Consider the following 12,925-nt stretch of genomic DNA (forward strand, 5'->3'; position numbering starts at 1 on the left):
CCTCCAGGTCGTGCAGGGCATCACCCCGACCATGTCCGGCGTCCACATGCTGCCGATGGTGTTCGGCATGCTGATCTCGTCCACCGCTCGCCACGACCTCCCGCGCCAGCTCGAAGACCGCCCCAAACGGCTGACGCTCGTCCGCACCGGTGTCGCCGGACAGCCCTTGTCCTCAAACGCCGGACGGGCTGGATAGAGCCGGCCTGCGTTTCAAGTTGCCGTAGGCGGCCGGGTGTTGTGGCCCTGTGTTGCGGGCGCGCGTTTCGAGTTGCCGTAGACGGCTGGGCGATGTCGGCCTGCGTTTCAAGTTGCCGGAGTCGGCTGGATTTGCCGCCCGCGTTCCACGTCACCATGCACAGGCCACAGGCTGACGTGTGCGCGCCCGCGCTACGCGTCGCCGCGGGACAGGTTGATGTGTGCGCGCCCGCGTTCCAAGTCGCCGTGGACAGGGCTGGTTGGTGCGTGCCCGTGTTCCACGTCGCCGCCGACAGGCTGATGTGTCCGTGCCCGCGCTGCACGCCGCCGCGGACAGGCTGATTGGTGCGCCCCTGCTCTCCAAGTCGCCGCCGACAGGCTGCCGTCGGCGTGCTGTGCCCCAAGTGCCGCCGCCGCAGGCCGTGTGCGGCGCTCATCGCTCATCCGCACCCGCTGCACCCGAGCCCGCACTCACTCCCACTCGCACCGAAACACCACCGCACGATCAGCGGGCTTGTGCCCCAAGTGCCGCTGTCAGAAGCCGTATACAGTCCCCACTTGCCCTGGCCGCACCCTCACCCGAGCCCGCACTCACCCCCACCCCCACCCTCACCGAAACACCACTGTCCGATTCCCGTACACCATCACCCTGCTCTCGCTGTGCCACTTCACCGCGTGCGCCAGTACCTGCGCCTCCACGTCCCGGCCGACTGTCACCAGTTCGTCCGGGTCCAGCGAGTGGTCCACCCGGACCACGTCCTGGTCGATGATCTGGCCCTCGTCCAGTTCCGGGGTCACGTAGTGCGCCGTGGCGCCCACGAGCTTGACCCCGCGGTCGTACGCCTGCTGGTAGGGGCGGGCGCCCTTGAAGCTGGGGAGGAAGGAGTGGTGGATGTTGATGGCGTGGCCCTCTAGCTGCTTGCAGAGGTCGTCGGAGAGGATCTGCATGTAGCGGGCAAGGACGACCAGGTCGATGTCCAGGTCGCGTACGAGCTCCAGCAGGCGTGCCTCCGCGTCGGCCTTCGTGTCCTTGGTGACCGGGATGTGGTGGAAGGGGATGCCGTAGGTCTCGGCGAGGCCCTCGAAGTCGCGGTGGTTGGAGACGATCGCGGGGATCTCGATGTTGAGGGCGCCGGTGCGCTGGCGGAACAGCAGGTCGTTCAGGCAGTGGCCGAACTTGGAGACCATGAGCAGGGTCCGGGTGGGGGTGGATGCGTCCCTGAGGGTCCAGGAGATGCGGTACGCCTCGGCGACCGGGCCGAATCGGTAACGCAGAGTTTCCAGGTCGGCGTTTGGATCGGAAACGTCGAAGTGGACCCTCATGAAGAAGCGGTCCTGGAGTCGATCATCGAATTGCTGGCTCTCCAGGATGTTGCCGGAGTTCCGCACGAGAAAACCGCTCACGGCATGGACCAGTCCGGCGCTGTCCGGACACGAGAGGGTGAGGACGAATTCGCGGCCAGGGTGCGGTCGAGGGGACATGAGCGGCCTCCGTCGGTGCGTATTGCACAACAAGGTGAGCGATACGCAACATGGTTGGGCCGCGCGCCGCTCGCGGTCAAGAGGCGGCCGCGCAATGGGCCGCATGGCGAAATCGTCATCCGCCAACCCCTTGACGTATGTCTGCACATTCGCCAAGGTGTTCCACCACAAGCAATACGGTGCACGATGCGCAACGAAATTCGCTCGAAGGGCTCCACACGTGGCAGACCTGTATGTGGACGGAGAATGGCGCGACGCGGTGGCCGGCGGTCACCGTGACATCCGCTGTCCCGCCGACGGCACGCTCACCGCGACCGTGTCCGAGGGAACGCGTCCCGACACCGAGGCCGCGATCGCCGCCGCCCGCCGCGCCTTCGACGAAGGCCCCTGGCCGCGCACCCCCGAGCGGGAGCGCGGCGCGCTGCTGCTGCGCACCGCCGATCTCATCGAGCGCGACGCCAAGGAGTTCGCCCGCGCCGAGTCGCTGGACTCCGGCAAGCGGCTGGTGGAGAGCGAGTACGACATCGCCGATGTCGTCTCCTGTTTCCGTTACTACGGCGGGATCGGTGGCACCGACGCCGGGCGGGTCATCGACACCGGGCGGGACGACGCCGTAAGTCGGGTCGTCTACGAGCCCGTTGGGGTGTGCGGGCTGATCACGCCCTGGAACTACCCGCTGCTGCAAGCCAGTTGGAAGGTCGCTCCGGCGCTCCTCGCGGGGAACACGGTCGTCCTCAAGCCGAGTGAGCTGACACCCTCCACCTCCATCCTGCTGATGAAGGCGTTGGAAGAGGCCGGACTGCCCGCCGGTGCCGCCAATCTCGTGCTCGGTACCGGTCCCGAGGTGGGCGCGCCGCTCTCCGAGGATCCCGCCGTCGACCTGGTCTCCTTCACCGGGGGACTGGAGACCGGCAAACGCATCATGGCCACCGCCGCCGCGACCGTGAAAAAGGTGGCGCTGGAGCTGGGTGGCAAGAACCCCAACGTCATCTTCGCCGACGCCGACTTCGAGACGGCCGTGGACTTCGCGCTCACGGCCGTCTTCCTGCACTCGGGCCAAGTCTGCTCCGCCGGAGCCCGGTTGATCGTCGAGGACTCGCTGCACGACCGGTTCGTGGACGAAGTCGTGCGCCGCGCGCGGCAGATCCGGCTCGGCGGGCCCTTCGATCCCGAGGCCGAGACCGGGGCGCTGATCTCCGCACAGCACCTGGAGAAGGTCGAGGCGTATGTCGCGGCCGGCATCGCTGAGGGCGCCGTACTGCGGTGTGGTGGTGAGCGGCCGGACGAACTCGGCCTCGTCGACGGGCACTTCTACCCGCCGACCGTGCTCGACGCGTGCACGCAGGACATGCGGGTGGTGCACGAGGAGTCCTTCGGGCCCGTGCTGACCGTCGAGCGCTTCACCGACGAGGACGACGCCGTACGCATAGCCAACGACACCGAGTACGGACTCGCCGGCGCCGTCTGGACCCAGGACGCGGGGAAGGCCCAGCGGGTCGCCCGGCGGCTGCGGCACGGCACGGTGTGGATCAACGACTACCACCCCTATGTGCCGCAAGCGGAATGGGGTGGCTTCGGACACTCGGGCGTGGGCCGGGAGTTGGGACCGACCGGCCTGGACGAGTACCGAGAGCCCAAGCACATCTGGCAGAACATCCAACCCCGGCCGCAGCACTGGTTCCGCGGCTGAATGCCGAAAAGAGGTCGATCGTGACCCCAGCACAGACCGAGGTGCCGCAGCGGCGCGGCACGCCCCAGGACTCGGGCCCCACCCCGGTCATATCCGTGCGCAAGCTGTGGAAGGTGTTCGGGCCGAAGGCCGAGCAGGTACCCGATTCCGAGGAACTGTGCGGCCTGACGCGCCGTGAGCTGATGGACCGCACAGGCTGCACCGCCGCCGTACGCGATGTGAACTTCGAGGTCTCGCCCGGCGAGGTCTTCGTCGTCATGGGCCTGTCCGGCTCCGGGAAATCCACCCTGGTGCGATGTCTGACCCGGCTGATCGAACCGACCTCCGGGGAGATCGTCTTCGAGGGCGAGGACATCCGGGACGCGGACGCCAAACGGCTGCGCGAGCTGCGGCGCCGTAAATTCTCCATGGTCTTCCAGCACTTCGGGCTGCTGCCGCACCGCAGGGTCGTCGACAACGTGTCGTTCGGTCTGGAGATCCGCGGTATGAGCAAGGCCGAGCGCACCAAACGGGCCCTGGAAGTTGTCGAGTTGGTCGGCCTCTCGGGGTACGAGAACTCCTACCCCGACCAGCTCTCCGGCGGTATGCAGCAACGCGTCGGTCTGGCAAGGGCGTTGGCCGGTGACCCGGACGTGCTCCTCTTCGACGAGCCCTTCTCCGCGCTCGACCCGCTGATCCGGCGTGACATGCAGAACGAGGTCATCCGGCTGCACCACGAGGTCGGCAAGACCATGGTGTTCATCACCCACGACCTGTCCGAGGCGCTGAAGTTGGGCGACCGCATCCTCATCATGCGCGACGGCAAGATGGTGCAGTGCGGGACCGGGGACGAGCTGGTCGGCGCTCCCGCCGACGACTACGTACGCGAGTTCGTGAAGGACGTGCCGCGCGGGGACGTCCTCACCCTGCGGTGGATCATGCGTCCCGCCGTGGACGGAGACGCCCTGGACGGGCCCGAGTTGGGGCCGGACGTCGTGGTGCGGGAAGCCACCCGCGCCGTACTCGCGGCCGACAAGCCCGTCAAGGTCGTCGAGAACGGCAAGCTGCTCGGCATCGTCGGCGACGAGGAGATCCTCGCGGTCGTCGCCGGGCAGGAAGGCGACGCGTGATGACCGTCGCCGTGGAGAAACCGGAGAAGACGGAGCGGGTCGCGGAGGCCCCTCCCGCGGTCCCCGCCGTGCGCAAGGTGACCCGGCCCATGATGGTGGGCGCGATCGTCGTCGTATGGCTCGTGCTGTTCGCCGTGCTGCGCGGCAAGCAGACGCTGACACTGGCGGCGGCCGATCTCACCGGGCTGCACCGGTGGTTCAACGACCTCAACGACTCGGTCGGCGCGAACCGCAACTCCAACCCGCTCTTCCTCTACTTCTTCAACGAGATCCGCCTGGTCATCGACAACCTGGTGACCTTCGTCCAGGACCTGATCTCGCAGCCGAGCGGCGACCGCCCGCTGCCGCAGATCGGCTGGCTCGGTGTCGTCGGCATCGCCGGCTTCGTCTCCTGGGCCGTGGGCAACTGGCGGGTTTCCCTCCTCGCCATGGCCGGCTTCGTCTTCTTCGGGTTGCAGGGGCTGTGGCAGGAGAGCATGGACACCCTGGCGCTCACCCTCTCCGCGGTCCTCGTGGCGCTGCTGTTCGCGATCCCGCTGGGGGTGTGGGCGGGGCTGTCCGACCGGTTCAACCGGATCATCACGCCCTTCCTGGACTTCATGCAGACGATGCCGACCTTCGTCTACCTCGCCCCGCTGACCCTGATCTTCCTCATCGGCCCGGCCTCCGCCGTGATCGCCACGGTGATCTACGCCGCCCCGCCCGCGATCCGCATCACCGCGCACGGCATTCGCAACGTCCCGGAGACGACCGTGGAAGCGGCTGATTCCATGGGGTCGACGCGCTGGCAGTCGCTGCTGAAGGTGCTGCTGCCGATGGCCAAGCGGACCGTGGTGATGGGCGTCAACCAGACCATCATGGCCGCCCTCGCCATGGTCACCATCGCGGCCCTGATCGACGCGCCCGGCCTCGGCAAGACCGTCATGCAGGCCCTCCAGTCGCTCGACGTCGGTACGGCCTTCAACGCGGGCCTCGCCATCGTCGTCATGGCGATCGTCCTGGACCGGGTCACCACCGCGTCCAGCACACGCGCGGAACAGGCCCGGAATTCGAGCGGCCGCTTCCTCAAGTGGCGCCGCCCGCTGCTCGGTTCGGGCGCGGTGGGCGTCGTCGTGCTCCTCTATCTGTCGCACACCTACCTCTGGGCGGCGCAGTTCCCCGGCGACGGCACCACGGGCACTCATATCGCCAACGCGGCTGACAGCGTGACGACTTGGGCGCAGGACAACCTGTCGGGGATCACCAACGCCTTCCGGGACGCGATCACCAACGGACTGCTCAACCCGTTCCAGTCGCTGCTCACCGACTCCCCGTGGTGGCTCGTCGGCGCCGCGCTCGTCGGGATCGGCGTGGTGGTCGGCGGGTGGCGCTCCGGGGTCACAACTGCCATATGCGTGGGGCTGCTTGTCGGCACCGGCGTGTGGTCGGACGCCATGACGACACTCGCCTCGACCGTCGTGGCGACCGTGCTGGTGATGCTGTTCGGCATCGCCTTCGGGGTGTGGATGGGGCGCAGCACGATGGTGGACCGGCTGCTCAGGCCGACGCTGGACGCGGCGCAGGTCATGCCGCCGTTCGTCTATCTCGTACCGTTCCTCGCACTGTTCGGGGCGACCCGCTTCACCGCGATCGTCGCCGCCGTCGTCTACGCCGTACCGGTCGCCATCAAGATCACCGCCGACGGGGTGCGGGCCGTGCCCGAGACCACCGTCGAGGCGGCCACCGCGGCCGGCTGCAACACCTGGCAGATCATCACCAAGGTTCAACTCCCGATGGCACGCAGCGCCCTGACCCTCGCGACCAACCAGGGCCTGATCTACGTGCTGTCGATGGTTGTTGTGGGCGGCCTGGTGGGAGCCGGCGCCCTCGGCTACGACGTCGTGGCCGGATTCTCGCAGGGCGAGCTGTACGGCAAGGGGCTGGCGGCGGGGCTCGCCATCGTCCTGCTCGGAGTCATGTTCGACCGGATCACTCAGGCGGCCGCGCGCCGAACCAGCGCTTAAAGGAGCACGACACCATGGCAAGACACTGGCGAACCGGCGCGGCCGGCCTGGCCGTCCTCGGCCTCACCCTCACCGCCTGCGGCGGGGCGAAGGTCGGCGACACGTCCTCGGGCTCGGGCAGCAGCTCGGGCAGCTCGGCCAAGTGCGGGACCTTCAACCTCGCGGTCAACCCGTGGGTGGGCTACGAGGCGGACGCGGCGGTCGTCGCGTACGTCGCGCAGCAGAAACTCGGCTGTACGGTCGAGAAGAAGGACCTGAAAGAGGAGATCGCCTGGCAGGGCTTCGGGACCGGCGAGGTCGACGCGGTCCTGGAGAACTGGGGCCACGACGACCTCAAGAAGAAGTACATCACCGGCCAGAAGACCGCCGTCGAGGCAGGGCAGACCGGCAACAAAGGCATCATCGGCTGGTACGTACCGCCGTGGCTCGCCAAGGCCCACCCCGACATCCTGAACTACAAGAACCTGAACAAGTACGCGTCCAAGTTCAAGACCTCCGAGTCGGGCGGCAAGGGCCAACTCCTCGACGGAGACCCGTCGTACGTCACCAACGACGCGGCTCTGGTGACGAACCTGAAGCTGGACTTCAAGGTGGTGTACGCGGGCAGCGAGACCGCGCTCATCCAGGCCTTCCGCACCGCCGAGAAGAAGAAGCAGTGGGTGATCGGCTACTTCTACGAGCCGCAGTGGTTCCTCTCCGAGGTCGCGCTGAAGAAGGTGTCGCTGCCCGCGTACACGACGGGTTGTGACGCGGTCGCGTCGAAGATCGCCTGCGACTATCCCGTCTACAACCTGGACAAGATCGTCAGCGCGAAGTTCGCCAAGTCGGGCAGCCCCGCCTACAACCTGGTGAAGAACTTCAACTGGACGAACGAGGACCAGAACACCGTGGCCAAGTACATAGCGCAGGACAAGCTGTCCGACGACGCCGCGGCGAAGAAGTGGGTCGACGCCAACCAGGCCAAGGTCGACGCCTGGCTCAAGTAGCCGTAACGGGAACGTGGTTGGACCTGCCCGGTGGGCGGTGCGCGCAGGTGCGCACCGCCCACCGGGCATCGCCGTGTATCGCCGTGTTCAGGCCGGTGTTTCGGGCTGTTTTCCGACGTCACGGACCCCTTGACACCCACTCCTCGCGCCGGGCACATTGAGTTGCGCAACCTGAAGCATGTTGCGCAGACAGCAACTGGATTGCTTTCTAGCCGGAGGTGCGGCGATGGCGGGACCCCGAGTGGTCATCATCGGAGCGGGTGTCGTGGGGGCGGCGCTCGCGGACGAGATCTCCGCGCGAGGCTGGACCGAAGTGACCGTGGTCGACCAGGGCCCGCTGCCCGCCACCGGGGGCTCGTCCTCACATGCCCCCGGACTGGTCTTCCAGACCAACTCCTCGAAGACCATGACCGAGTTGGCCCGCTACACGGTCGAGAAGTTCTGCTCCCTCGACGTCGACGGAAAGCCCTGCTTCCTCCAGGTCGGCGGCCTCGAAGTCGCCACCACCCCCGAGCGCGTCGCCGAACTCCACCGCCGCCACGGCTGGATCACCTCCTGGGGCGTGGAGGCCCGGCTGCTGAGCGCCGAGGAGTGCGTGGAACAGCACCCCCTCGTCAACCCCGACAAGGTCCTCGGCGGCCTCCTGGTCCCCACCGACGGCCTCGCGAAAGCCGTCCTCGCGGTGGAGGCCCAGATCCGCCGGGCCACGGACCGCGGCGTGACCTTCCTGGCCCGCCACGAGGTCCTGGACGTCCAGCAGTCCGAGGGCCGCGTCACCGGCGTCCTCACCGACCAGGGCGAGATCCCCGCCGACATCGTCGTGTGCTGCGCCGGCATCTGGGGCCCGAAGATCGCCCGCATGGCCGGCATGAACCTCCCGCTGACCCCGCTCGGCCACCAGCTCGCCTGGACCGGTCCAGTACCCGCCCTCGCCGGCCAGACCGAGGAGGCCGTCCGCCCGATCCTGCGCCACCAGGACGCCGACCTCTACTACCGCGACCGCTTCGACGCCATCGGCATCGGCTACTACGGCCACCGCCCGATGCCCATCTCGGCCGACGACATCCTCTCGGTCGGCGAGGCCGACGACATGCCGTCCGTCCTCAAGTTCACGGAGGACGACTTCGCACCCGCCTGGACCGAAACGCAGTCCCTGCTCCCCGCGACACGGGACGCGAAGGTCGAGGAGGGCATCAACGGCCTGTTCTCCTTCACCACCGACAACTTCCCCCTCCTCGGGGAGAGTTCGGACGTCAAGGGCTTCTGGGTCGCCGAGGCCGTCTGGGTCACACACTCGGCGGGCGTCGGCCGCGCCATGGCCGAATGGCTGGTCGACGGCTACTGCTCGTCCTTCGACCTCCACGAGTGCGACGTCAACCGCTTCGAGCAGCACCAACTCGCCCCCGAATACGTCCTGGCCCGCGACTGTCAGAACTTCGTCGAGGTCTACGACATCCTCCACCCCCTCCAGCCGTCCGGTAAGCCGCGCCCGATCCGCACCAGCCCCTTCCACACTCGCCAGCAGGAACACGGCGCGGTCTTCCTGGAGGCGAACGGCTGGGAGCGCCCGCAGTGGTACGAGGCCAACTCGAGCCTGCTGGAAGGCCGTTCGATCCCCACCCCGAACGACTGGGCGGCGCAGTACTGGTCGCCCATCGTCGGCGCCGAGGCACAGGCCACCCGCGAGACCGTCGCGATGTACGACATGACGGCCCTCAAACGCCTGGAAGTGACCGGCCCCGGTGCCGCCGACTTCCTGGAAGGCCTGGTCACCGGCAAGGTCGCCAAGTCGGTCGGCTCGGTGACGTACACCCTCCTGCTGGACGAGGACGGCGGCATCCGCAGCGACATCACCGTCGCCCGCCTGGCCCGCGACCGCTTCCAGGTCGGCGCCAACGGCAACCTCGACCTGGACTGGTTCACCCGCCACCTGCCCGCCGATGGAACGGTCCAGGTCCGCGACATCACCCCCGGCACGTGCTGCATCGGCCTGTGGGGCCCCCTGGCCCGCAAGGTCCTCCAGCCCCTGACGGACGAGGACTTCACGAACGAAGGCCTCAAGTACTTCCGCGCCAAGCGGGCCTACATTGGAACGGTCCCGGTCACCGCCATGCGCCTCTCCTACGTCGGCGAACTCGGCTGGGAGCTGTACACCACCGCCGACCAGGGCCAGAAACTCTGGGACACCCTGTGGCAGGCGGCCAAGCCCCTCGGCGGTGTCATCGCCGGACGCGGCGCCTTCAACAGCCTCCGCCTGGAGAAGGGTTACCGTTCCTTCGGCACCGACATGACCTACGAGCACGACCCCTACGAGGCCGGCGTCGGCTTCGCCGTCAAGCTCGACAAGGGCGACTTCGTCGGCAAGGCCGCACTGGAACGCCGAAAGGCCGACGTACGAAGGCAGTTGACCTGCCTGACCATCGACGACCCGCACTCCGTCGTCATGGGCAAGGAGCCGGTCTACGACGGCGAGCGCGCCGTCGGCTACGTCACCAGCGCCGCCTACGGCTACACGATCGGCAAGGGCATCGCCTACGCCTGGCTCCCGGCCGAACTCACCACCCCCGGCACCCAGTTGCACATCGGCTACTTCGACGAGCGTGTCGAGGTCGTCGTCGCCCAGGAGCCGCTGTTCGACCCGACGATGTCCCGCCTCCGCGGTTAGCCGGAAGGACGCGAACGCTCTATGAACGCGCTGAACACCCCCTTGGCGGAACTGGATCCCGAGGTCCACGCCGCGCTCCGGGCCGAACTGCACCGCCAGCAGTCCACGTTGGAGATGATCGCCTCCGAGAACTTCGCGCCCTCCGCGGTGCTGGAGGCCCAGGGCTCGGTCCTCACCAACAAGTACGCGGAGGGCTACCCCGGCCGCCGCTACTACGGCGGCTGCGAACACGTCGACGTCACCGAGCGGTTGGCGATCGAGCGGGTCAAGTCCCTCTTCGGCGCGGGCTTCGCGAACGTCCAGCCGCACTCGGGCGCACAGGCCAACACGGCGGTGTTCTTCGCCCTGTTGAAGCCCGGCGACACGATCCTCGGCCTCGACCTCGCCCACGGCGGACACCTGACCCACGGCATGCGCCTCAACTACAGCGGCAAGATGCTGAACGTGGTGCCGTACCACGTCTCCGAGACCGACAACCTGGTCGACATGGACGAGGTGGAACGCCTCGCCAAGGAACACCGCCCCAAGATGATCATCGCCGGATGGTCGGCGTATCCAAGGCAGTCGGACTTCGCGGCGTTCCGGCGGATCGCCGACGAGGTGGGTGCCCTGCTGATGGTCGACATGGCGCACTTCGCGGGCCTGGTGGCGGCGGGGCTGCACCCCAACCCGGTCCCGCACGCACACGTGACCACGACCACGACCCACAAGACGCTGGGCGGCCCACGCGGCGGAGTCATCCTCACCAACGAGGCCGACCTCGCCAAAAAGATCAACTCGGCGGTGTTTCCCGGGATGCAGGGCGGCCCGCTGGAGCATGTCATCGCCGCGAAGGCGGTGTCGTTCAAGGTCGCCGCGTCACCGGAGTTCGCGGAGCGCCAGTCCCGCACGCTGGCCGGCGCGCGCATCCTCGCGGAGCGCCTGACCCGAGCCGACGTGGCAGCCACAGGGGTGAAGGTCCTCACCGGCGGCACGGACGTGCACCTGGTCCTGGTAGACCTGCGCGACTCGGAGCTGGACGGCAGGCAGGCGGAAGACCTGCTCCATGAGATCGGCATCACCGTCAACCGCAACGCGGTGCCCTTCGACCCGCGGCCGCCCATGGTCACGTCGGGGCTGCGCATCGGCACCCCGGCGCTGGCCACACGCGGCTTCACGGAGGAGGACTTCGCCGAGGTCTCCGATGTGATCGCGCTGGCCCTCCAACCGGCCCCGGACACAGAGGACTTGCGCGCCCGCACGGAGGCCCTGGCCGCGAATCACCCGCTCTACCCGCACCTGTCCGAGGAGGGCGACCCCCGATGACCCCGCGTACCCCCGGCGCCGACCTCCCCGAACACCCCGACTGGCTCTGGCGCACACCGGAGCCGAAACGCTCGTACGACGTAGTCATCGTGGGCGGCGGCGGCCACGGCCTCGCGACTGCCCACTACCTGGCGAAGAACCATGGCATCACCAACGTCGCGGTGCTGGAGAAGGGTTGGCTGGCGGGCGGCAACATGGCCCGCAACACCACGATCATCCGTTCCAACTACCTGTGGGACGAGAGCGCGGGCATCTACGAACACGCCCTGAAACTCTGGGAGGGCCTGGAGGAGGAGTTGGACTACCCGATCCTCTTCTCCCAGCGCGGAGTGCTCAACCTCGCCCACAGCCTCCAGGACGTCCGCGACAGCGTGCGCCGCGTAGAGGCGAACCGCCTCAACGGCGTGGACGCGGAGTGGCTCGACGAACGGCAGGTCAAGGAGGTCTGCCCGATCGTCAACATCTCACCGGACGTGCGCTATCCGGTGATGGGCGGCACCTACCAACCACGCGCCGGCATAGCCAAACACGACCACGTCGCCTGGGGCCTGGCCCGCTCCGCCGACGCGGCCGGCATCGACCTCATCCAGAACTGCGAAGTGACGGGTCTCGACATCGTCGACGGCAGGGTGGTCGGCGTACAGACCACACTCGGCCCGATAGCGGCGGGCAAGGTAGCACTCTGCTCGGCGGGCCACACGTCGGTCCTGGCAGCGATGGCGGGCATCCAACTCCCCCTCCAGAGCCACCCGTTGCAAGCACTGGTGTCGGAGTTGCTGGAGCCGGTCCACCCCACGGTCGTCATGTCCAACGCGGTCCATGTGTACGTGAGCCAGGCGCACAAGGGCGAGTTGGTGATGGGCGCGGGCATCGACTCGTACAACTCCTATACGCAGCGCGGCGCGTTCCACATCATCGAGGAGCAGATGGCGGCGGCCCTGGAGCTGTTCCCGGTCTTCGCCCGCGCCCACGTACTCCGCACCTGGGGCGGCATCGTCGACGTCACCCCCGACGCCTCACCGATCGTCGGCCTCACCCCGGTGGACAACCTCTACCTCAACTGCGGCTGGGGAACCGGCGGTTTCAAGGCGACCCCAGGCGTCGGCTGGGTCTACGCCCACACCATCGCCCACGACACCCCTCACCACCTCAACGCCCCCTTCTCGCTCGACCGTTTCACCACCGGCGCGCTCGTCGACGAGCACGGCGCCGCCGCGGTGGCCCACTAGGGAGCCCAACCATGCTGCTGATCCCCTGCCCCTGGTGCGGGCCCCGCGACGAAGCCGAGTTCCACTACGGCGGCCAGGCCCACGTCGCCTACCCGGAGACCCCGGCCGACCTGACCGACGAGGAGTGGGCGCGCTACCTGTTCTTCCGCGACAACCCGAAGGGCCCCTTCGCGGAACGGTGGAACCATGGGGCGGGGTGCCGCCGGTGGTTCAACGCGGTGCGAGACACGGCGACGAACGAGATTCTGGGGGTGTATCGGG

10 protein-coding genes are annotated in these 12,925 nt (G+C 68.1%); 9 read left to right on the forward strand and 1 reads right to left on the reverse strand.

The annotated features are described in order from the left end of the window. Positions 1-196 (forward strand): hypothetical protein (locus ACNFOC_RS40225; protein WP_416963968.1); only part of this gene is annotated, 196 nt, incomplete at its 5' end. Positions 197-804: 608 nt separating this feature from the next. Here ACNFOC_RS40225 and purU read toward each other — a convergent pair. Continuing rightward, positions 805-1,677: a formyltetrahydrofolate deformylase gene (gene purU, locus ACNFOC_RS40230; RefSeq protein WP_416963960.1), complete on the reverse strand. Its 873-nt coding sequence runs from the start codon at positions 1,675-1,677 to the stop codon at positions 805-807. 220 nt (positions 1,678-1,897) lie between these two features. Here purU and ACNFOC_RS40235 point away from each other — a divergent pair, with 220 nt between their 5' ends. The 8 genes from ACNFOC_RS40235 to ACNFOC_RS40270 form a co-directional block, all read left to right on the forward strand. Then, on the forward strand, positions 1,898-3,367 hold the full coding sequence (locus ACNFOC_RS40235; protein ID WP_416963961.1) for an aldehyde dehydrogenase family protein: 1,470 nt from the start codon (positions 1,898-1,900) through the stop codon (positions 3,365-3,367). A 20-nt stretch (positions 3,368-3,387) separates the two neighbouring features. After that, positions 3,388-4,476: a quaternary amine ABC transporter ATP-binding protein gene (locus ACNFOC_RS40240; protein WP_406119750.1), complete on the forward strand. Its 1,089-nt coding sequence runs from the start codon at positions 3,388-3,390 to the stop codon at positions 4,474-4,476. After that, positions 4,476-6,479 (forward strand): ABC transporter permease, encoded by a 2,004-nt coding sequence (locus ACNFOC_RS40245; RefSeq protein WP_416963962.1) that lies wholly within the window; start codon positions 4,476-4,478, stop codon positions 6,477-6,479. The genes ACNFOC_RS40240 and ACNFOC_RS40245 overlap by 1 nt, the downstream gene beginning before the upstream one ends. Positions 6,480-6,493: 14 nt before the next feature. Next, on the forward strand, positions 6,494-7,465 hold the full coding sequence (locus ACNFOC_RS40250) for an ABC transporter substrate-binding protein (RefSeq protein ID WP_416963963.1): 972 nt from the start codon (positions 6,494-6,496) through the stop codon (positions 7,463-7,465). Between the two features lie 226 nt (positions 7,466-7,691). Next, complete coding sequence (locus ACNFOC_RS40255; RefSeq protein WP_416963964.1) at positions 7,692-10,130, forward strand: GcvT family protein; 2,439 nt, start codon at positions 7,692-7,694, stop codon at positions 10,128-10,130. 21 nt (positions 10,131-10,151) lie between these two features. Continuing rightward, positions 10,152-11,435 carry a serine hydroxymethyltransferase gene (gene glyA, locus ACNFOC_RS40260; RefSeq protein ID WP_416963965.1) on the forward strand — a complete coding sequence of 428 codons (1,284 nt, stop codon included), beginning with the start codon at positions 10,152-10,154 and terminating at the stop codon, positions 11,433-11,435. Beyond that, a complete protein-coding gene (locus tag ACNFOC_RS40265; protein WP_416963966.1) occupies positions 11,432-12,664 on the forward strand; it encodes a sarcosine oxidase subunit beta family protein in 1,233 nt (410 codons plus the stop codon). The genes glyA and ACNFOC_RS40265 overlap by 4 nt, the downstream gene beginning before the upstream one ends. Before the next feature lie 11 nt (positions 12,665-12,675). Next, positions 12,676-12,925, forward strand: a 250-nt coding sequence (locus ACNFOC_RS40270; RefSeq protein WP_416963967.1) for a sarcosine oxidase subunit delta, incomplete at its 3' end; no start/stop codon positions are given.

It is taken from the genome of Streptomyces colwelliae, assembly GCF_048158785.1.
In the GTDB taxonomy this organism is placed as follows: domain Bacteria; phylum Actinomycetota; class Actinomycetes; order Streptomycetales; family Streptomycetaceae; genus Streptomyces.